Consider the following 18443-nt stretch of genomic DNA (forward strand, 5'->3'; position numbering starts at 1 on the left):
GACATTCGGTTGATTGTTGTCCGAACAGCGACAATTCTCTCAGATGTCGAATGGATCTAAATCAATTGCACCAACGCCGAGGGCGGAGGGCGGCCTCACCTGAAACGGCCGCGGCAATTGAAAGGATCACATCATGAGCACGCAACAGAAGGTCGCCATCATCACGGGCGCATCGCAAGGCATCGGCGCAGAATTGGTGCGGGCCTACCGCGACCGGAACTATCGCGTCGTCGCCACCTCCCGGTCGATCAAGCCCAGCGTCGATGCGGACATTATTGACGTCGCAGGCGATATCGGCAAACCGGAGACCGCGGAGCGGATCGTGCGCGAAACGCTCGAGCGCTTCGGCCGCATCGACACACTGGTGAACAATGCAGGCGTTTTCCTGGCCAAGCCGTTCGTCGAAATGACCCAGGAAGACTACGACCATAACCTCGGTGTCAATGTGGCTGGTTTCTTCCACATCACCCAGCGCGCCGCCACGGAGATGCTGAAGCAAGGTTCGGGGCACATCGTCAACATTACCACCAGCCTCGTCGACCAGCCAATCGCTGGCGTGCCCTCGGTGCTTGCTTCCCTGACCAAGGGCGGTCTGAACGCGGCCACCCGGTCGCTGGCGATGGAGTTCTCGAAGAGCGGCATTCGTGTAAACGCGGTTTCTCCAGGGATTATCAAGACGCCGATGCATGCGGTTGAAAAGCACTCGGCACTGGCCGGGCTGAATCCGGTGGGCCGCATGGGCGACATTCGCGATGTCGTCGACGCCGTTCTCTATCTGGAGACCGCGGGCTTCATCACCGGCGAGATTCTCCATGTCGACGGCGGCTCGAACGCGGGCCGCTGGTAGCCAGCACTATGGAGCGGCTGCGCTGCAACAGCGCGGCTGCCGTCAAAGACGCAACCAACCCTCTTTCATTGGAGACGGAAATGCCTATCGTCACTGTACAGGTTACCCGCGAAGGAACCACGCCTGATCGCAATTCGGTCACGGCCGAAGAGAAGGCCGCAATCATCGAGGGCGTCAGCCAGGTTCTGCTCGACGTCCTCAACAAGCCGCTTGAATCGACCTATGTGGTGATCGAAGAAGTCGATCTCGACAATTGGGGCTGGGGCGGTCTGCCGACCGTGCAATACCGCAAACAGCGCGCCGCGGCAGCCAAATCCTGACGCTCTCCGAAACCTCGACCGAACCCGTCGCTCGCACTCTGAGCGTCGGGTTCGGCTTGTTTTGGCGACGATACTTCCGATGGCGCCACCCCGTGTCGGATCAATCTATGATGTGATAGCCGCCATCGATGTAGATGGTATCGCCCGTCATCAATCGCGCCGCGTCATGCGCCAAGAAGGCAGTCGCCATGCCGACATCGTCAATCGATACGAGGCTGCGCGCCGGGGCCGTTTCCTGGGCCTTGTTCAGGAGTTCGTCGAACTCGGGAATGCCCGAGGCTGCCCGCGTTGCCAGCGGGCCCGGCGAGATCGCATGCACGCGGATGCCTTTGGGTCCGAGTTCCGCGGCAATGTACCGAACGGCGCTTTCCAGCGCCGCCTTGGCGACCCCCATGACGTTATAGTTCTTCACGACCATCTGGCTGCCGTAGTAGGTCATCGTGAACAGGCTGCCGCCGCGTTTCATCAGCGGTTCGGCAAGATGCGCCATGCGAATGAACGACCAGCAGGAAATGTCCATCGTCTTCAGAAACCCCTCCTGCGGCACATCGACGACGCGTCCCTGCAGCGTATCCTTCGGCGAAAAGGCGATCGAATGCACGAGAAAATCGAGTTCGCCCCATTGCTCCGCGACGCGGTCGAACACGGCCTCCAATTGTCCCGAGACCGCGACGTCGAGCGGCATGAAGATCGGCGCTTCCAGCGCCTCGGCCAGTGGCTCGACATGAGGCCTGGCCTTGTCGTTGAGATAGGTCACTGCAAGCTCCGCGCCAAAGGCGCGAAATGACCTGGCGCAACCCCAGGCAATCGACTGGTCATTGGCAATGCCGACCACCAGTCCGCGCTTTCCTTCGAGAAGCTTGGCCTTTACCTCGGGAATCATGTCAGCCCTCTCTTCAGCTCAATAGGTGTGGCAGGCGCCTATGCAGCGATAAGCGCGAACGTATGCCGTGCGATCATCAGTTCCTCGTCGGTCGGCACCACATAAAGAGCGACCTTGCTGTCGTCGCTCGAGACGAGCAACTCACTGGCCTCGTTTCGTGCTGGGTCGAGCGACGCTCCAAGCCAGCCAAGTTTTTTGGCAATCCGGGCGCGCATCACCGCTGAATTTTCACCGAGACCCGCCGTAAACACGAAGGCGTCCAGCCCGCCGAGGGCCGCAACCAGCGCGCCGGCATTGAGGCCGATGCGATGCACGAAATGGTCGAGCGCGAGCCTCGCGCCGGCGTCGTCGCTGGCAAGCAGGTCGCGCACGTCGTTGCTGATGCCGGAAAGCCCCTTGAAGCCCGACTCCTTGTAGAGGAGATCCTGCAACTGCGGTGCCGTCATTCCATGCTGCTGGAGCAGGTAGAGAAGTACACCAGGATCGATCTGCCCGCATCGCGTGCCCATCGGCAACCCGTCGAGCGCCGTGAATCCGAGCGTGCTCTCGACGCTTAGCCCCTTATACAGCGCGCACATGGATGCGCCGCTCCCGAGATGCGCGACGATGACCCGTCCGCTGCCAACGTCAGGCGCGATCTCGGCCAGGCGTCCGGCCACATATTCGTAGGACAGCCCGTGAAAACCATAGCGCCGGATACCCTCGTCGAAATAGTGCGCCGGAATGGCATAGTGGTCCGTCATTGGGTCATGGCCGCGATGAAAGGCGGTGTCGAAGCAGGCGACCTGTGCAAGCTGCGGCTGGCGTTCCAGCAACACACGGATCGGCGCGAGGTTGTTGGGCTGGTGCAAGGGCGCCAGCGGCGTGTATTGCTCCAATTCGCGGAGCAACTCCTCATTGATGCGTGCTGGACGTGAATGGTTCGGACCGCCATGAACAACCCGGTGGCCGACAGCAACCAACCGGCCCTGCTGCCTCTGACGCAACCACTCCCCCACCAGCCGCATCGCCGCCGGCAGATCGGGAACGGCTTCGGGTGGATGATTTTCGTTCGCCAGCCGCTCGCCGCCGGCGCTCTTGACGGTCAGGTGCGGCGCGGTGCCGATCCCCTCCATCTGCCCCTTGATCAGCCGCTCCAACGAGTCCGCGACCGAAAATACCTCGAACTTCAGGCTGGACGAACCGGCATTCACGACGAGGATGGTGTCCATGGCCTCAACCACCCTGTATCGGTGCCGTGCGGCGGCGCGCATCGGCAAGCAAGACGCCGACGGCGCAAGAGGCAAGACGGGCCCGCACCGAATCTGCCCGCGATGTCAGGATGATCGGCACGCGCGCACCGAGCACGATGCCAGCTGCATCTGCCCTTGCCAGGAAGGTGAGGTTCTTCGCCAACATGTTGCCGGCTTCCAGATTGGGAACGACGAGGATTTCGGCGTGGCCGGCAACCGGAGAGTGGATACCCTTTATCCTCGCCGCTTCCGGGTCGATTGCATTGTCGAAGGCAAGCGGTCCGTCGAGAATACCGCCGGTAATCTGTCCGCGCTCGGCCATCTTGCAGAGCGCGGCAGCGTCGATTGTCGAAGGGATCTTCGACGTGACCGTCTCGACGGCCGAAAGGATCGCCACCCGCGGCGTGCCAAGGCCGATCTGCGTGAAAAGGTCGATGGCGTTCTGGATAATGTCCCGCTTGGCGTCGAGATCCGGCGCGATGTTGATGGCTGCGTCGGTGATGAAGAGCGTTTCCGCATGATGCGGGACGTCCATGACGAAGACATGGCTGATCCGCCGCGCTGTCCTCAGTCCTGTGGCTGATGAGGTCACGGCCCGCATGAGCTCGTCCGTGTGCAGGCTGCCCTTCATCAGCAGTTCAGCACCGCCTTCGCGGATGATTTCCACTGCCTTTGCCGCGGCCGCGTCGCTGTGCGGCGTGTCGATCAGTTCGAACGGCGAGATATCGAGGCCGTGCGATTTTGCGACCGCACGCACCTTTTCCGCCGGCCCAACAAGGATCGGATGCATCAGCCCGACCTCGGCTGCTTCGACAGCGCCGCGCAGCGACGTCTCATCGCAAGGATGGACGACGACCGTTCGCATCCGCGGAACCTGCTTTGCTTTAGCGATCAGCCGCTCGTATTTCTCATGACTCTCGGCTTCTTCCCTGGCGTTGTTCAGATCCGGCATCTGCGTCTGCTCCATGTTGAAAAGACCGGGCTCAAGCCCCGCGTCTGACAGCCTTGACCGGGGTGGGCTTCATCGGCGGCGTTACGGGCTCGGCGACGGTCTCGTTGCCAACGTCGAAGAGCCCGATGATCCTCTGCCACCGCTTCTCGGCTTCTTCCGAAAGCGGACCCCGCGCATTCAGAACCTGCCGAAGCGAATCCAATGCTTGGCGGCGAACGCCCTCCTCCGCCGGCAGCAGGCGGGGGATCGCGTTCACGGCATCTTCTTCATCGATCAGCAGCATGAAGAACTGATCGCGGATTAACGCCTTGAATTCGCTGAGCGTCATTGCCGGCATTCCGTCCTCGGCGCGCCGCATCCGGCGGATGGCGGCAAAGCCACGCTCATCGGCTGCGTCACTCGCCATCGCGACGTAAAGCAGGCTGCGCGCCATGCCCTCCCGAAGCCCGCCGTTGCCGATTTGCGCCTTGAGTTCCTCGATCCTCGCCTTGAGCATCTGGACATGCATGCCGGTCTTGGCCGCGCGCCGATGTGGCGTTGCATCGGACGGATCGATACCGACAGCCGCCTGCAGCAGCGGAGACCCATAAACGGTGAGAAAGGTCGCCTCACTCAGCGCCTCCATCCCATCGCGCCAGGCGTCCAGCCCCGCTACCATCTGGCGCGAGACGGCCTGCTCCATGGCCAGGAACGGATTGTCCGCAGGAACCGGACGACGTTCGTCCGCCACCTCGACAGCGAGATCTGCAATCGGCGCCATCCAGGGATTAACGTCGGAGAAGAGCTCATATTGCAGCCGCAGCGGGTGCGTTGCCCGCAATTGTTCCGCCGCCCAGTCGGGCACCATGGCGCGGACGAAAGGCTGGAGGAACGTCTTGTAGAGCGACAGGTTGATGTCCGAGACCTTTGCGACGGTCGCAAAGCGGCGATCGTCCTCGGCGTCATTGCAACCGAGCTCACGGATATCGTCGAGCGTTCTTGCCTCGCATCGCATGATCCAATCGCCCTCGACCAGGTCTCCGCCGATGGTCTCGTCTGTCCTTGCTTCGAAGGTCGCTTCGTAGAGACCGGGCGGCAGCGCATCGATCAGGTCGATATTGCTGGAGAACTCGCCGTGCTCCTTGCGGGCAACGCTCGCGGACACGAAGATCCCGAGATGGCCGATCGTTTCATGTACCGTGTAGACGATCGTCTGCCCGTGCGAACGTATCTCGTTCACATCGTCGTAGAGGTCCAGCACCCAGCCGAGCGCCTGCGCGGGCGGCGTGATGTTGTCCCCTTTCGAGCAGAAGACGACGATCGGCGCGCGAATATTGCGTAGGTCGATTGCCTCGCCGTTCGATGTCTTTATGCGGCCCGCCGCCAGATTATTGCCGACGAAGAGCTCGTCCACGATGAATTGGATCTCTTCGGCATTCAGGCTGACGTGCCCGCCCCACCACTCTTCGAAGCCGAGATAGCGCGGCGCCTCGGTGTCGATCTTGGAGTAGAGGTTGTACTGCTTGGTCCAGAGCGTGTTGGCCGGGTTCTGGTTCTCGAAATTCTGCACCAGCCATGCGCCGTCGAACTGCCCGTGTCCGAGGTCGCTGGTAAGCGCCGTCAGCCAGCTGCCGCCGAGCAACCCACCCGAGTAGCGCATCGGGTATTTGCCGCGTTCGCCGGCCCAATAGGACAGCGGCGCGCCGGCAATGATGACCGAGCCGAACAGTTCCGGGCGCATGGCGGCCAGCATCATGACGGCCCATCCGGCCTGGCAATTTCCAATCACACAGGGCTTGGCGTCCGCCTGAGGATGCAGGGAAATCACCTTTACAAGAAAAGCAGCCTCGGCCTGCGCGATGTCTTCGATCGTCTGCCCCGGCACTGGCTGTGGGAGGAAGCCGATGAAATAGCAAGGATGCCCAGCCTTGAGCGCGACACCGATCTCGCTGTCCGCCTTGAAGCCGCCGATGCCGGGCCCGTGTCCGGCTCTCGGATCGACGACAACGAACGGCCGGCGCGTGTCGTCAACCTCGATCCCCTTGGGCGGGACGATCCGAACCAGCGCGTAGTTGACGGGTCTCGGGAGGGAACGTCCATCAAGGACGATCTCCGGCGTGAAGCTCAGTACATGCGGCGCCGTCGCTTCGGCGTGAGCCCGATATTGGTTGCCGCGCTTTCGCATGACATCCCAGAACAGCACACTGCGCTGCGTGGCATCCATGGCATAGTCGAAAAAGAAGCTCGCAGGACCGAAGTGAGTGGCGAAATCAGCTGTCGGAAGATACGAAGGGTACCGCATGCCAAATCTCCTCGTTCACCCTCTCGGCGAGAGGTCAAAGACTTATGCTCGGAGTGTATTCGCGATCTGCGTCTGCTCTGTGAATAGTAAACCGCACCGTCATTCATGCGCTTTGTTCGCACATGCAGCATAAGTCCATTCGGTCCACGGCACCAACGTATTTTACGGTAGCATACGGAATTCGACGCAGGTCGGGCGAGACCGCGATGGAGCGACGTGCAAAACGACCGCAGGGCGTCAGGAAGATTATTTGCTGCCCCAACGTCAGGTCACAAGCATTTTATAGGTTGGCAGCACGGCTACAGCGTCACCCAGCCTGAGGAACCGTCGCGCTCAATTACCTCTTGGGACCGGCGTCCGGTCAACGGTCGTGGTTAACCTCAGCGCCTGGGTTGGCTCGGTTGCAGATCCTGAAAGCCGATCTCAGGACATCCTCGAATGTTGGCAAAGGTGATATCGCGGCGCTCACCCCACTCGGTCAGCCCTCTCAGCGTCACGACGTTCTCGTCGCGATAGACCAGGTCAGTCCGACGGATACCTGCTCGTCGTGCCCTGTTTTGCGCTTGGCTGACGTTGCAGGTGCCTTCCGATGGCGACACTTGCCAGGTGCTTGTCCCTCTACCGTCGGATTGCCAGCCGCCTGACTGAGCTGAGGCCACCGATGGCGCTAAAGCGACGAGGATCATCAAGGTCTTGTGGAAGGCGGCTTTCATGATCCCTGCCCCGGTTGCACTGCGCTTGAGCACTCCGGGCCAAGATAGACGGACCTGCGCATAGCGCAATCACCAATGGGCGGACCCGCGCTCCATTTGCTCGCAAATGGAGGTGAAGTCGTGCGCCAGCGTTAATAACCGCCTAACGCTGGCGCCGATCGTCTGAGTTATCGAACCCGCAACTACCGCGCAAGCTCGCCCTCGGGACGACCGCGTCCAAGCTTGTCAGGGAGCGGCTGCCCTTTCGGCGTGAACTCGAGCGACCCTGAATTTATGCAGAAGCGCTCGCCTGTCGGAGGCGGGCCGTCGAGAAAGACGTGCCCCTGATGCGCGCCGCAGCGTGCGCAAACGATCTCTGTTCTGACCATGCCGTAGCTGGTATCGCGAATGCGCCTCAGGTGATCCTTGGCGGCAGGCGCAGTGAAGCTCGGCCAGCCTGTCCCGCTTTCGAACTTGGAAACGGCCTTGAACAGGGGAAGACCGCAGAGGCGGCAAGTATAGAGCCCCTCGCGTCGCTCGTGGAGGAAGACGCCACAAAACGGCGCCTCCTCGCCATGCTCCAAGAGCAGATGACGGTCGTCCTCACTGAGATCCGCCACAAGCTGCTGCATCTGTTCTTGTGTGGGAGGGGTGAGATCGAACTGCAATTCGATGACATCACGCATTCCTGTTTCTCCTTGGGTGCTCCGGCGGATTGCCGGAACGTCACATGAGTTTACCTCAGCAGGGCCGGCGCCGATGTAGCGCTGCGCCGGGCGCGTTCTTCATCCGTTCAGATGAGATTGAGCGCCACGTCGATATTGCCGCGCGTTGCCTTGGAGTACGGGCAGATCTCGTGCGCTGCGTGGATCAGTTCCTCTGCGACATCTCGGTCGATGCCCTGCAGGCTGACGTTGAGCCGCGCGCGCAGAAAATAGGAACCGCCGTCGGCGTTCAGATCGATTTCCGTGTCGATCTCGGGCTCGACGGGCAGCTTGATCTTTCTCTGGGCTGCAGCGAGCTCGATGGCGCCAATGAAACAGGCAGACCATGCGGCGCCAAAAAGGCGTTCGGCAGCCGGGTGCGGCTGCGACAGGCGAAGATCCAGCTCGCCATCGCTGCTGCGTGTGAAACCGTCGCGACCACCCTTGTTGTGGGTCTTGCCGGTAAAGAGGAGCTTCTCAGTCATGGTAAAATCCTTTCGGGTTAGCTTTTCATTCGCCTCCGCTTTAATCGGATGCGATCTAAATATGCTGTTCGAAACGTGTCGTCAATACCATTGCGATTTAATCGGATGCGATTTATATAGAGAGAAGCGAAAAGCAACCGAGTAGGATCTCCCATGTCCGCATCCAAAACCGCCAAAACCCTGGAGACAGAGGCGCCCGTTTCCGGCGAGGCCGACAGCAAGAACAACAAGCTTTCGAACTTCCTATGCTTCGCGGTCTATTCCGCAAACCTGGCCTTCGGCCGCGCGTACAAGCCGATCCTGGACAAGCTGAACCTGACCTACACTCAATACATCGCGCTGGTTGCCCTCTCCGATAAAGACGACCAGACGGTCGGAACACTGGGCGAAAAGCTATTCCTGGAATCGAACACGCTGACCCCCATGCTCAAGAAACTTGAATCTCTGGGCTATATCCGCCGCAAACGCGATCCCGCTGATGAGCGGCAGGTACGATTGAGCCTGACGGCGGCTGGACGCGACCTTGTCGCTGCGGATCCCGGCGCGCCACTGGTCGATGCGACCGGCCTCGGAGAGGACTTCCCAGTCGTGCAGAAATCCGTGGTACGCCTGCGCAACAACCTCCTGAAGGCAACGCAGGACGGATCGGCAAAGGATTGATCTCTACTGCGCCTTTGAGCGTCGATGTATTCGGCGCTCCGCCGCCTCAGGTGCAGATGCCACCAAGGAGAACTTCCATCCCGGCGATTGGCATGGCGCTTGGCAACTGCGCGCGTGAAATCGCCTGTATAGGGTGGAGAAAGACGGGTTGCCCCTTATCTGAGGAAGGAGATCCGAAACGGAGACCGAAAGGACCCGCGCAATGGCAAAGAACACGATCTGCCTGTGGTACGACAAAGATGGTGAGGCTGCGGCCCGGTTTTACGCCGAAACTTTTCCCGATAGCGCAGTGGACACCGTCATTCGCGCACCTGGAGACTATCCAGACGGCAAGCAGGGAGATGTATTGGTTGTCGAATTCACGGTTGCGGGCATTCCGTGCATCGCCTTGAATGGCGGTCCAGTATTCAAGCAGACCGAAGCCTTCTCATTTCAGATCGCAACGGAGGATCAGGCGGAGACCGACCGCTATTGGAACGCCATTGTCGGCAATGGCGGTCAAGAGAGCGAGTGTGGCTGGTGCAAGGACAAGTGGGGTGTGTCCTGGCAGATCATACCGCGCATCCTGACCGACGCGCTTGCGGCAGGCGGTGATCAGGCAAAGCGTGCTTTTGATGCGATGATGACCATGAAGAAGATTGACGTTGCGGTGATCGAAGCCGCCCGGCGTGGTTGAGGTGCCAGCGCGGCGCGCCACATCCTCTCTCCGCCCGAGCGTCCATCTAGCGCGCAGCCACGGTTAGGGGCTGCAGTGGCAGTACGCCGGCAATTCTCCTGAATGGGACGCGCGTCGGGCAGCGTTTACCCTAGCGAACTGACACCATCGGAAGCTCATTTGCCTCCATCATCTCGGCCGCCTTGGCGTATCCGCCACCCATGCCGTCCAGAAAGTGCAGATGCGAATCTGGTTTGCCCGAAGGCACGAAGCAGGTCATGAGCGCGTGAGATTGGCGATGCAGTCCGAAGTTGACCTCACCCCGCGCCTTTGCTGCAACCAGGATGGCTTCGACCGCTTCAATCTGTTCGCGTGTGCAATCCAACGTTAGACGCAGGCCATCGTCATATTTGCGGAAGTCTGAGTTGGAGGCGACCGCCAACCAGGTTTCGAGGTTGACCGACCTCGCCCTGTCCTTGGTGATGGCGGTATCCCGCGACAGGGGATGGGCTTGCCGCGTGCCGGCGTCGAGAACGGAAAGCACGCACTTCGCCAATGCCGCGAAGGCTTCGGGGCTCCCGCCCTCGGATGGCTCGACCAGCAGCGACAGGATCTCGCCCCTCTGGCTCGGAAACGGCTCCCAATCGCAGCTCAGGCCGGTCAGATCGGGCTCGGTTGTGTAGCTGCCTGGCTTCACCAGATATCGGCCGTTCTTGATTTGCCGCTCTGCCCACTTGAGACCGCCGCCGGCAAACATCGCGTAAGTCGCGTCTTCAGAGGCGGCGTAGCGCGCGACGCGCACGTCGCGTCCGCTGGCACGTATCTCGCCCACGGACAGGAGGCCGGCCCGGAGAGCAAGGTTGAGATTGGTCTTGGCAAAGGCGACAACCTGCCGCAACGCTGATGTCGCGGTCATGATCCCCTGCGGTGGCAGCGCGAATGCCGCACCGTCTCCGCGAAACACAAAGGGGAAATCAAAGTCGCCCCAGGCATTCCCAACCGCGGCAATCACCGATGCGCCGGCATAGTTGACGTCTTCATAGCGCCCGGACTTGATCGCGGACGTCGAACCGACGACGTCTGTTATGCCGACCAGCCAATCGTCGGGCAGCGCCTCATAGATAGACGGGTCAAGCACTCGCGAAAACTCACTATAGGCCTGGGGCGCGTTTGGGTGTTGGCCGCCCATCGCGCGCTCATCGGCTTGCACGGCATCGACGGCTGGCTGCATGAACCTTTTCCCTTGCCTCATAGCAAAGTCCCTTTCTGTTGATTTGCTTCGTACACGAATAACTCGGATGCGCTTTAAGTACACGAACAGGATCGCGAGGTCAATACATTTGCGATTTAATCGGATGCGATGTATGCGTCGCGGAAAATTGCGAAGATCACTCGGCGCCAGTAGGACCGAGACAGTCGCCGCGGCCTTCTTCGAAAATACGGACCTGGGACATCCTGACCCGCAGCGGAAAGAGCATCATCCGAATTGGGGTCGGCTACGAACGGCGGATCACCATTCGAGCCCGGCATTCCCCGAAAGGTTCATAGCGGACATCCGCGAAACAGGTGACAGCTCCCAAAGTTCATGTGGATTACCGTATGTGATAAATTCCCTATTTCCATACTTCAGGTAGCATGTGCTTGGATGATTACATTTCCTAGTCATCAAGAGGTCACTGCAAAACTCACATCGTCTGTTTTGCGGTGACCTCGCCAAAATCCCAGCCAAAATCTCAGCGGACCGACGCCTAGAGACGCCTTCTCAGAGTTTGGCCGCAATGTCGCCCGCAACATAGAGCAAGCAGCGTCGACGGCGTAGGCGACGAGCGTATGACGCAACGAAGCCTTGCAACGCATCGCTCGCGTTCCCATCTTATGGCGGTCACCCAAAAAATTCGAACCTGACATGGTCGACGCATCGTGCGTCCCATCTCACTGCGTTTCCTCCGGTCTGCGTGATGGAAACAAAGGTCGCCATGTCGAGCATGCCGCCAGTGCGGCAAAGGACTTCAATTGAACAAACCCATTACCGCCGCCGCCCCAGCGGCGAGTCCGCGCGAGCGCGATGACGCCGCTCGCCGCCCGGACAAGAACTGGAAACCTTACCCCTGCCTTCTCACCCGTCGTGAGCTGCAGGAGCTGATCGCCGAGCAGCTTGGCTGAGAGGCACTCAACCGCAACAACAAGGAGAAAAAGATGCAGGTCATTGTCAGAGACAACAACGTCGAACAGGCCATGCGCGCATTGAAAAAGAAGATGCAGCGCGAGGGTGTTTTCCGCGAAATGAAGGAACGCCGGGCTTACGAGAAGCCATCGGAGCGACGCGTGCGCGAACGAGCACAGGCGATCGCCAGACAACGCAAGGCCAACCGCAAGAAGTTGCAGCGCGAAGGTCTCCTGGCCTCGCCCAAGCGCCGCTCATCCGGCCGATAACTTTATAAGATGACCGCCGGGAGTCCTCGGCGGCATTCCCCCCAAGAAAGGGTCGATTATGGAAGAACTGCATAGCTTGACTGTTTCGGACGAACGACTCGAAGACTGCCGGGAGGTGATCGAGCCGGATCTTCAGGATCTGATCCGAACGACGATAGCATCCGGTTTTACCGCTGAAGAGGTTCTGATCGCAATCAGCGAACTTGTGGCGGAGGACTTCGCCGTATCGGCAAGACTACCAAGTGTCCACTGACTCGCGTCGAGTTGGCTGCCGAAACAGCCTCGCATCAATATGTTGTCGAGGCATCGTCTTGAGGGCGGGATAGGTGTTGAACGGCTCCCGCGAACACCTACATCCCGCTTATCGTTTGTTGGCAGAGAGGAGGTTCAGCATGAACACGATCAGCCATGCAACCGAACCGAGGTGGGCCGCACCGGTGGCTATCCGGATTGGAACGCGCCCCTCTGAACATATTCATGGTCCGGCTGAAGCTGTTGACTATCTGGAGCACAGGTGGCCACTCCAAAGCAGCATGCACGTTGAGGCGGCGAAGCGTCGGTGCGTGGAAGCCATGAACCACCTTGCACACCTGGAAGCCGCCAGAGATGCCTTTGTCGCAGCCGCGGTCGAGGCCAAGGTTTTGGCGTGACTTGCTCCGAGGCGAAGGCCGCTGATGATCATGGTCGTCTTCGCCGCCCAGTTGCGCAAAGTCCAACAGCTGCGCCCGACATCCGAACGCCCTGTGCCAAACCACGTTGGCCCGGGCGGGGAAGGCGCTGACGATTAGTGTGTCGTGACGGACTTTGGAGAACGCGTGCGACGGGGCTTGTCTCCGGGCGCAGCCGTTATCGCGATCGCGGCCGCCTTTGTCTTCTTCGCCGTCGGCTTGTCGGCAGCGGGTTTCGGCGCGGCGCGCGGCTTGGCGGATTTGGCCTTGGCCGTCGGCTTGGCTGCATTGTCTGCCTGCTGGCCGAATTCCTTGAACGCCTGTAGCCAGTGTTTCATATCCTGGCCGTGCGGGCGCCCCTCCTGCTCCCAGATTTCATAAGCACGACGACGGATTTTCTCTTCACGCTCGTTCATGATGGGACCCTGCTCTTGGTTGAAACCCAATCTTAATTGGAGCAAGCGGTCCAATAGGCAATGGAGATACCAGCGGTCGATTGATCGAACGAGGCAGGCTTGGCGGCGAACTAAAAGCAACAATTGTCTTTTCCGAAATCCCTCTATCTACCCTCGCGCGAATTAAATCGAACAGGAAGGAAAGCGAGATGAAACGCACGTCGATTTTGCTGCTTCTGGCAGGGGCCACGATTGCCGGATGCACGCCCACCGAGCAAGGCGCGGGAATTGGTGCAGCCTCCGGCGCGGTCATCGGTGGCGTGGCGACCGGCAACGTGCGCGGTGCCGCCGTGGGCGCAGCGATCGGTGGTGCCACTGGCGCGGTCATTGGCAACGTCGCTGGGCGGCCTGGTCAGTGCTACTTCCGTGACCGTTACGGTCGGCGATACATCGCCAGCTGCCCGCGTTGAGCGGGCGCTCCTGGCACGGGCTCTAGGATCAGCTCTCGCTGCGAAAGATCTCGACGGCCGCCGCGACAAGCTCGGCATTGTTCGCGGCGATCATCCCGCTGGGAAGCAGCTTTCCATCTTCCAGGCCGACGCGGGTGGAGTAGCGTCGTTCCTTCGCCAGCCGGACAAACGGCCAGACGGTCGCGTCGAAGCCATGCATCAGGACGGACCGCTGCACATTCCCACGCTGTAGCGTGCCGACGATCCCCTCCGCGACGTCGAAAGCGCCCCTCAGGTCCTGTTCGTTGTCAAGTTCGATGAGGATGCGCAAAACGCGCTCATGGGCTTCAAGTCCGATGTACCGCTCCGCATCCGCGACTGAAGCCAGCCCGACTTCAATCCCAACTCCCTGATCGCGGAGCAATGCCATGACGGCGGGGGCATCGTCCTCCGAGAGGTTCACCGACGCATAGTCGGGCAGGACACTCCAGCAACGAATGGCCTCAAGCGTGCGGTGCGCGTCGCCTTCAATCCAGGCACCGGTGGATACGCCGAGAAACGAACCCGGACAGGAGCCCCGAACCGCAGCAATGGTCTCATCAACAGCGCGGAGACTTTCCTTTCCGTCAACGGCACGCGGATGAATGTGGAGTTCCGCGGCACCGGCAGCGACCACGGCGGCGGCATCCCGTGCGATTGCTTCAACCGTGACAGGCAATTGCGGATGATAGTCGATTGGCCGCGCGCCGTTGATACAGGCCTGAACGATCATGGGAAATTGAACCTCTTTCGTGTCTGCCTGGCGCAGTTGATACCTGCTGACGAGAAATGGCAACAAACGCGATCCGTCGTCGACGATCCGCATCTCCGTCGTGAGGAGACGATGGCCACGTTGCGAAGACGCTACCGGTTGACGGTCTGGAGTGAGGACGCCCCATCATGAGGCCCTCGCCCCCTTAGCGCGGAATGTCCGTTCGTCGTCATTATCGTAGGGCCGCTTCACATCGGACTCGGCTTGCGAAAAATCGCACGTTATGTTACTGACTGTCCAGTCAGTCATATTTGGATGCAAGAGAATGGCAGAGAGAAAGCGGGAGAAACGAGACCCCGAGCAGCGCCGCGCCGAGATCCTCGCCGCCGCCTTCGCCTGCTTTGCGGAGCGCGGTTTCGCGGCGACCCGCATGGAGGACGTCGCGGCGCGGGCGGGCATCGCCAAGGGCACGGTGTACTTGCATTTTCCCGACAAGGAGCGGCTATTCATCGATCTCGTCTCCGGCATCGCCGCGCCGATCCTCGGCGAGGTCGGCGGCATGGTTGAGAAGGACGCGATCCCGGCGCGGGCCGCCGTTGCGATGTTCTATTCCATCTTCAAACGCGAGGTTTTGGAGACAGAGCGCCGGCACCTTCTGCGGTTGATCCTCGCGGAAGGACCGATGTTCCCTGTCGTGACCGAATTCTATTACCGCGAGATCATCACCAAGGGTCTAGCGGTCCTGCGGATCGTGCTTGCCCGCGCCGCCGCACGCGGTGAACTGCGCAATCCCGCCGTCGCTGACGTTCCGCAACTGGTTATGGCGCCTGCTTTGATGTCGATCGTCTGGGCGACGCTCTTCGAAGGCTACGAGCACCTCCACGCGCAGAAGCTATTCGACACATTCCTCGACACGCTCTTCGTGCCCCAAGGAGGCGCGATATGAAACGAATCCTTATCGTCGCTCTCGTGGCCGCCGCGGCACTTGCCGCTCTGCCCCTCCTGTTTTCTGACAGGTCTCAACGTGCCTATCAGGGGTGGGTCGAGGCCGACACACTTTTCATCGGCGCCGACACCAGCGGGCGGCTGGTCAAGCTCGACGTCGTCGAAGGCCAGGCGACTGCGCCCGGTTCGCCGCTCTTCAGCCTGGATTCGCGGAGCGAGGAGGCAGCCGTCGGCTCCGCACGCGCTTCGCTGGCGCGCCTGCAGGCAGAACTGGAACTCGCCGAGGCCGCGCAAAAGCGACCGGAAGAGATCGATGTACTGCGCGCGAGCGAACGTGAGGCGATCGCCCGGCTGGAGCTTGCCGCACAGGAGCTCGACCGCACCCGGGTGCTGGTCCAGCGCGGCACCGCGACAAAGGCGGACCTCGATACGGCGACGGCCACCGAAGCCGCCAACCGTGCCGTCCTCGATAATGTCCGCGGCCAGATCACGCTCGCCAACCTGCCTGCCCGCATCGAAACGCTGCGCCAGTCGAGGGAAGCAGTCGCGGTCGCAAAGGCCGATCTCGCCGCTGCGGAAGCCGCGCTCTCCCGTCGCTTCGTCTCGGCGCCGGCAACAGGCAGTATCGAGACCATCTACTATCGCGCGGGTGAGGTCGTCCCTGCCGGCCGGCCGATCGTGGCGCTCCTGCCGCCGGAGAACATCCGTGTCCGCTTCTTCGTACCCGAAACAGAGCTTGCGCTTTTCTCGCTGGGCCAGCCGATCCGCGTTGCCTGCAGCGCGTGCCAGCCGACCGACGCGACGATAAGCTTCATCTCAAAGAACGCCGAATACACGCCGCCGGTAATCTACAGCCTCGAAGAGCGTGCCAAACTCGTCTACCGCGTTGAGGCGATCCCGACCGATCCCACGGCGCTGCGTCCTGGCCAGCCGGTGGATGTCACCGCGGGAGCGCGACCATGAGCGACACAGCCATCGCCGTCGATGCTCCGGAGACCGTCATCGACGTCCATCACCTCACCAAGAGTTTCGGCAGCCGAAAGGTGGTCGATGACGTGTCGATGACGGTCAAGAAGGGCCGCATCCACGGCTTTCTTGGCCCCAACGGTTCCGGCAAGACCACGACAATCCGTATGCTCTGTGGTCTGCTGACGCCAGACAGCGGCAATGGCACATGTCTTGGCTTCGACATCCTGACCGAGAGCGATCGTATTCGCCGCCGTGTCGGCTACATGACTCAGAAGTTTTCGCTTTATCAGGATCTGTCGATCCGGGAAAACCTCGAGTTCGTCGCCCGCGTCTACGGTCTGGCCGATGCCCGCGGCAAGGCAAGCGCCGCCATAGACCGCCTTGGCCTGAAGGGCCGCGAACAGCAGCTTGCGGGGGAGCTCTCGGGCGGCTGGAAACAGCGTCTCGCGCTCGGCGCCTGTGTCCTGCCCGAACCGGCGCTACTCCTCCTCGATGAGCCGACCGCCGGTGTCGACCCCAAAGCCCGCCGCGACTTCTGGAACGAGATCCACGCCCTCGCCGCTGACGGCCTCTCTGTCCTGGTCTCCACCCACTACATGGACGAGGCCGAGCGCTGCCACGAGATCGCCTATATCGCCTACGGCAAACTGCTGGCGCAGGGAACGGTGGACGAGGTGATTGCCGGCACCGGCCTCGTGACATGGACCGTCTCCGGGCCCGAGGTGCATCGTCTCCAGTCCGAGCTTGAGAATGTGCCGGGCATAGACATGATGGCACCGTTTGGGATCAGCCTGCATGTTGCCGGCCGCGATCCGAAGGCGCTCGAAAAGGCAATCGCGCCCTATCGCGAACGGCCCGACCTCAAGTGGCAAAAGGGTGAAGCGACGTTGGAAGATGCCTTCATCGACCTGATGCGTCGCGCGGAGGATAATTTCCAATGACGACGCGACCGGCAAACCGCAACGGCATCTCATTCGGGCGCTTCTGGGCGATGACCATCAAGGAATTCATCCAGATGACCCGCGACCGCATAACGTTGGCGACGATGGTCGCCTTGCCGATCATGCAGTTGTTCTTGTTCGGCTTTGCGATCAACACGACGCCGCACAATCTGCCGACCGCTGTGTTGATGCGCGAGAACACGGATGTCGGCCGATCTATTTTGGCCGCACTCGAGAACACCGATTTCTTCCAGATCCGCTCTGTCGTTACCCGAGCCGAAGACATGGATTCGCTTCTGGAATCCGGCAGGGCTTTGTTCGTCGTGGAAATTCCGGAAGGGTTCGAACGCTCGCTTCGGCGCGGCGACACGCCCTCGCTACTGGTCGCGGCGGATGCCACCGATCCGGTCGCATCGAGCTCGGCGCTGGGTGCGCTATCAGGCATCGTGACGTCGGCGCTCGCCAATGACCGCCAGGTCGAGTTCTCCGAGCCGACCAGGCCCGCATTCTCGATCGTCCAGCACCGGCGCTACAATCCGGCCGGTTCGTCGACTTTGAATATCGTGCCCGGCTTGCTCGGCACGATCCTGACGATGACGCTGCTGATCTTCACGGCTCTTTCGGTCACCCGGGAATTGGAACGCGGCACCATGGAAAATCTGCTTTCCATGCCGATCAAGCCGCTGGAAATCATGCTGGGCAAGATCGCGCCCTATGTGCTGATCGGCCTCATCCAGTCGCTGCTCATTATCACGGCCGGCCTGTTTGTGTTCGGCGTTCCAATCCTCGGCAGCCCGGCTTCGCTCGCGGCCGCAACCGCGCTCTTCGTCATCACCAATCTGTCGATCGGTTACACCTTCTCGACGATCGCGGCCAATCAGCTGCAGGCGATGCAGATGGCGATGATGTTCTTCCTGCCGAATATCCTGCTGTCTGGGTTCATGTTTCCGTTCGCCGGCATGCCGCAATGGGCGCAATGGATCGGTGAGGCACTACCGCTGACCCACTATATCCGGATCGTCAGGGCAATCATGCTGAAGGGCGCCAGCATCCAGACCCTTGCCTACGACACCACTGCCCTGGCCTGCCTGATGGCGGTCGCCATGTTCATCGCCGTCCGCCGCTTCCGCAGGACATTGGACTAGTCACAGGCAGAACTCGCGGTTTCCCGCGCCGACCGC

General features: G+C 61.0%; 23 protein-coding genes. 13 read left to right on the forward strand and 10 right to left on the reverse strand.

Going from position 1 to position 18443, the window contains the following annotated elements; translation table 11 throughout:
- Window positions 1-133 precede the first annotated feature (133 nt).
- Window positions 134-847: an SDR family oxidoreductase gene (locus RHIBUN_RS0114260; RefSeq protein ID WP_025660047.1), complete on the forward strand. Its 714-nt coding sequence runs from the start codon at window positions 134-136 to the stop codon at window positions 845-847.
- A gap of 80 nt (window positions 848-927) precedes the next feature.
- On the forward strand, window positions 928-1167 hold the full coding sequence (locus RHIBUN_RS0114265; protein ID WP_018117200.1) for a 4-oxalocrotonate tautomerase family protein: 240 nt from the start codon (window positions 928-930) through the stop codon (window positions 1165-1167).
- Between the two features lie 100 nt (window positions 1168-1267).
- On the opposite strand, the gene fabI is transcribed toward RHIBUN_RS0114265, so the two are convergent.
- The 7 genes from fabI to RHIBUN_RS0114300 form a co-directional block, all read right to left on the reverse strand.
- A complete protein-coding gene (gene fabI / locus RHIBUN_RS0114270) occupies window positions 1268-2050 on the reverse strand; it encodes an enoyl-ACP reductase FabI (protein WP_025660048.1) in 783 nt (260 codons plus the stop codon).
- 38 nt (window positions 2051-2088) lie between these two features.
- Window positions 2089-3261 carry an acetate/propionate family kinase gene (locus tag RHIBUN_RS0114275; RefSeq protein WP_025660049.1) on the reverse strand — a complete coding sequence of 391 codons (1173 nt, stop codon included), beginning with the start codon at window positions 3259-3261 and terminating at the stop codon, window positions 2089-2091.
- A 4-nt stretch (window positions 3262-3265) separates the two neighbouring features.
- A complete protein-coding gene (locus tag RHIBUN_RS0114280) occupies window positions 3266-4234 on the reverse strand; it encodes a phosphate acetyltransferase (protein WP_025660050.1) in 969 nt (322 codons plus the stop codon).
- Window positions 4235-4265: 31 nt separating this feature from the next.
- Window positions 4266-6515, reverse strand: a complete 2250-nt coding sequence (locus RHIBUN_RS0114285; RefSeq protein WP_025660051.1) for a DUF3141 domain-containing protein — start codon at window positions 6513-6515, stop codon at window positions 4266-4268.
- Between the two features lie 380 nt (window positions 6516-6895).
- Window positions 6896-7228, reverse strand: a complete 333-nt coding sequence (locus RHIBUN_RS0114290) for a hypothetical protein (protein WP_018117196.1) — start codon at window positions 7226-7228, stop codon at window positions 6896-6898.
- Window positions 7229-7410: 182 nt separating this feature from the next.
- Entirely contained in the window at window positions 7411-7893 is a 483-nt protein-coding gene (gene msrB / locus RHIBUN_RS0114295) for a peptide-methionine (R)-S-oxide reductase MsrB (RefSeq protein ID WP_025660052.1), read from the reverse strand.
- 107 nt (window positions 7894-8000) lie between these two features.
- Window positions 8001-8396: an organic hydroperoxide resistance protein gene (locus RHIBUN_RS0114300; RefSeq protein WP_018117194.1), complete on the reverse strand. Its 396-nt coding sequence runs from the start codon at window positions 8394-8396 to the stop codon at window positions 8001-8003.
- 153 nt (window positions 8397-8549) lie between these two features.
- On the opposite strand from RHIBUN_RS0114300, the gene RHIBUN_RS0114305 reads away from it, so the two are divergent.
- Together RHIBUN_RS0114305 and RHIBUN_RS0114310 are read left to right on the forward strand one after the other, a co-directional pair.
- The gene (locus RHIBUN_RS0114305; RefSeq protein WP_025660053.1) at window positions 8550-9056 is read left to right on the forward strand and encodes a MarR family transcriptional regulator; all 507 of its coding nucleotides are present in this window, start codon (window positions 8550-8552) and stop codon (window positions 9054-9056) included.
- A 202-nt stretch (window positions 9057-9258) separates the two neighbouring features.
- Window positions 9259-9732: a VOC family protein gene (locus tag RHIBUN_RS0114310; RefSeq protein WP_025660054.1), complete on the forward strand. Its 474-nt coding sequence runs from the start codon at window positions 9259-9261 to the stop codon at window positions 9730-9732.
- A gap of 130 nt (window positions 9733-9862) precedes the next feature.
- Here the strand turns inward: RHIBUN_RS0114310 and RHIBUN_RS0114315 are convergent, their stop codons facing one another.
- Window positions 9863-10900, reverse strand: coding sequence for a DUF3095 family protein (locus tag RHIBUN_RS0114315; RefSeq protein ID WP_025660055.1), 1038 nt, complete (start codon window positions 10898-10900; stop codon window positions 9863-9865).
- A gap of 824 nt (window positions 10901-11724) precedes the next feature.
- Here RHIBUN_RS0114315 and RHIBUN_RS36850 point away from each other — a divergent pair.
- The 4 genes from RHIBUN_RS36850 to RHIBUN_RS0114330 all read left to right on the forward strand — a co-directional run bounded on the left by RHIBUN_RS36850 (window position 11725) and on the right by RHIBUN_RS0114330 (window position 12794).
- Window positions 11725-11874, forward strand: a complete 150-nt coding sequence (locus tag RHIBUN_RS36850) for a hypothetical protein (RefSeq protein WP_167354905.1) — start codon at window positions 11725-11727, stop codon at window positions 11872-11874.
- A 33-nt stretch (window positions 11875-11907) separates the two neighbouring features.
- Entirely contained in the window at window positions 11908-12144 is a 237-nt protein-coding gene (gene rpsU, locus RHIBUN_RS0114320) for a 30S ribosomal protein S21 (RefSeq protein WP_018857293.1), read from the forward strand.
- Window positions 12145-12202: 58 nt separating this feature from the next.
- A complete protein-coding gene (locus RHIBUN_RS0114325; protein WP_018117188.1) occupies window positions 12203-12397 on the forward strand; it encodes a hypothetical protein in 195 nt (64 codons plus the stop codon).
- 139 nt (window positions 12398-12536) lie between these two features.
- Entirely contained in the window at window positions 12537-12794 is a 258-nt protein-coding gene (locus RHIBUN_RS0114330) for a DUF982 domain-containing protein (RefSeq protein WP_018117187.1), read from the forward strand.
- Between the two features lie 134 nt (window positions 12795-12928).
- Here RHIBUN_RS0114330 and RHIBUN_RS0114340 read toward each other — a convergent pair whose 3' ends face one another.
- Window positions 12929-13228 carry a DUF2934 domain-containing protein gene (locus tag RHIBUN_RS0114340; RefSeq protein WP_025660056.1) on the reverse strand — a complete coding sequence of 100 codons (300 nt, stop codon included), beginning with the start codon at window positions 13226-13228 and terminating at the stop codon, window positions 12929-12931.
- Window positions 13229-13416: 188 nt separating this feature from the next.
- Between RHIBUN_RS0114340 and RHIBUN_RS0114345 the strand changes: the two genes are divergently transcribed.
- Window positions 13417-13677, forward strand: a complete 261-nt coding sequence (locus tag RHIBUN_RS0114345) for a YMGG-like glycine zipper-containing protein (RefSeq protein ID WP_018857290.1) — start codon at window positions 13417-13419, stop codon at window positions 13675-13677.
- A 28-nt stretch (window positions 13678-13705) separates the two neighbouring features.
- Here RHIBUN_RS0114345 and RHIBUN_RS0114350 read toward each other — a convergent pair whose 3' ends face one another.
- Window positions 13706-14428: a 3-keto-5-aminohexanoate cleavage protein gene (locus RHIBUN_RS0114350; RefSeq protein ID WP_025660057.1), complete on the reverse strand. Its 723-nt coding sequence runs from the start codon at window positions 14426-14428 to the stop codon at window positions 13706-13708.
- 304 nt (window positions 14429-14732) lie between these two features.
- Between RHIBUN_RS0114350 and RHIBUN_RS0114355 the strand changes: the two genes are divergently transcribed.
- The 4 genes from RHIBUN_RS0114355 to RHIBUN_RS0114370 are packed head-to-tail and all read left to right on the forward strand — an operon-like array spanning window position 14733 to window position 18407.
- Window positions 14733-15353 carry a TetR/AcrR family transcriptional regulator gene (locus tag RHIBUN_RS0114355; RefSeq protein WP_025660058.1) on the forward strand — a complete coding sequence of 207 codons (621 nt, stop codon included), beginning with the start codon at window positions 14733-14735 and terminating at the stop codon, window positions 15351-15353.
- Window positions 15350-16315 carry an HlyD family efflux transporter periplasmic adaptor subunit gene (locus RHIBUN_RS0114360; RefSeq protein ID WP_018117181.1) on the forward strand — a complete coding sequence of 322 codons (966 nt, stop codon included), beginning with the start codon at window positions 15350-15352 and terminating at the stop codon, window positions 16313-16315. Before RHIBUN_RS0114355 ends, RHIBUN_RS0114360 begins: the two co-directional genes overlap by 4 nt.
- Entirely contained in the window at window positions 16312-17262 is a 951-nt protein-coding gene (locus RHIBUN_RS0114365; protein WP_025660059.1) for an ABC transporter ATP-binding protein, read from the forward strand. The genes RHIBUN_RS0114360 and RHIBUN_RS0114365 overlap by 4 nt, the downstream gene beginning before the upstream one ends.
- Entirely contained in the window at window positions 17259-18407 is a 1149-nt protein-coding gene (locus tag RHIBUN_RS0114370; RefSeq protein WP_018117179.1) for an ABC transporter permease, read from the forward strand. Before RHIBUN_RS0114365 ends, RHIBUN_RS0114370 begins: the two co-directional genes overlap by 4 nt.
- Window positions 18408-18443: the final 36 nt, after the last annotated feature.

Source organism: Rhizobium sp. IBUN, from assembly GCF_000510625.1.
GTDB lineage: Bacteria > Pseudomonadota > Alphaproteobacteria > Rhizobiales > Rhizobiaceae > Rhizobium > Rhizobium altiplani.

Coding starts and splice junctions, on each gene's coding strand:
- RHIBUN_RS0114260 (WP_025660047.1), top strand. CDS start 134: ATGAGCACGCAACAGAAGGTCGCCATCATCACGGGCGCATCGCAAGGC.
- RHIBUN_RS0114265 (WP_018117200.1), top strand. CDS start 928: ATGCCTATCGTCACTGTACAGGTTACCCGCGAAGGAACCACGCCTGAT.
- fabI (WP_025660048.1), bottom strand. CDS start 2,050: ATGATTCCCGAGGTAAAGGCCAAGCTTCTCGAAGGAAAGCGCGGACTG.
- RHIBUN_RS0114275 (WP_025660049.1), bottom strand. CDS start 3,261: ATGGACACCATCCTCGTCGTGAATGCCGGTTCGTCCAGCCTGAAGTTC.
- RHIBUN_RS0114280 (WP_025660050.1), bottom strand. CDS start 4,234: ATGCCGGATCTGAACAACGCCAGGGAAGAAGCCGAGAGTCATGAGAAA.
- RHIBUN_RS0114285 (WP_025660051.1), bottom strand. CDS start 6,515: ATGCGGTACCCTTCGTATCTTCCGACAGCTGATTTCGCCACTCACTTC.
- RHIBUN_RS0114290 (WP_018117196.1), bottom strand. CDS start 7,228: ATGAAAGCCGCCTTCCACAAGACCTTGATGATCCTCGTCGCTTTAGCG.
- msrB (WP_025660052.1), bottom strand. CDS start 7,893: ATGCGTGATGTCATCGAATTGCAGTTCGATCTCACCCCTCCCACACAA.
- RHIBUN_RS0114300 (WP_018117194.1), bottom strand. CDS start 8,396: ATGACTGAGAAGCTCCTCTTTACCGGCAAGACCCACAACAAGGGTGGT.
- RHIBUN_RS0114305 (WP_025660053.1), top strand. CDS start 8,550: ATGTCCGCATCCAAAACCGCCAAAACCCTGGAGACAGAGGCGCCCGTT.
- RHIBUN_RS0114310 (WP_025660054.1), top strand. CDS start 9,259: ATGGCAAAGAACACGATCTGCCTGTGGTACGACAAAGATGGTGAGGCT.
- RHIBUN_RS0114315 (WP_025660055.1), bottom strand. CDS start 10,900: ATGGGCGGCCAACACCCAAACGCGCCCCAGGCCTATAGTGAGTTTTCG.
- rpsU (WP_018857293.1), top strand. CDS start 11,908: ATGCAGGTCATTGTCAGAGACAACAACGTCGAACAGGCCATGCGCGCA.
- RHIBUN_RS0114325 (WP_018117188.1), top strand. CDS start 12,203: ATGGAAGAACTGCATAGCTTGACTGTTTCGGACGAACGACTCGAAGAC.
- RHIBUN_RS0114330 (WP_018117187.1), top strand. CDS start 12,537: ATGAACACGATCAGCCATGCAACCGAACCGAGGTGGGCCGCACCGGTG.
- RHIBUN_RS0114340 (WP_025660056.1), bottom strand. CDS start 13,228: ATGAACGAGCGTGAAGAGAAAATCCGTCGTCGTGCTTATGAAATCTGG.
- RHIBUN_RS0114345 (WP_018857290.1), top strand. CDS start 13,417: ATGAAACGCACGTCGATTTTGCTGCTTCTGGCAGGGGCCACGATTGCC.
- RHIBUN_RS0114350 (WP_025660057.1), bottom strand. CDS start 14,428: ATGATCGTTCAGGCCTGTATCAACGGCGCGCGGCCAATCGACTATCAT.
- RHIBUN_RS0114355 (WP_025660058.1), top strand. CDS start 14,733: ATGGCAGAGAGAAAGCGGGAGAAACGAGACCCCGAGCAGCGCCGCGCC.
- RHIBUN_RS0114360 (WP_018117181.1), top strand. CDS start 15,350: ATGAAACGAATCCTTATCGTCGCTCTCGTGGCCGCCGCGGCACTTGCC.
- RHIBUN_RS0114365 (WP_025660059.1), top strand. CDS start 16,312: ATGAGCGACACAGCCATCGCCGTCGATGCTCCGGAGACCGTCATCGAC.
- RHIBUN_RS0114370 (WP_018117179.1), top strand. CDS start 17,259: ATGACGACGCGACCGGCAAACCGCAACGGCATCTCATTCGGGCGCTTC.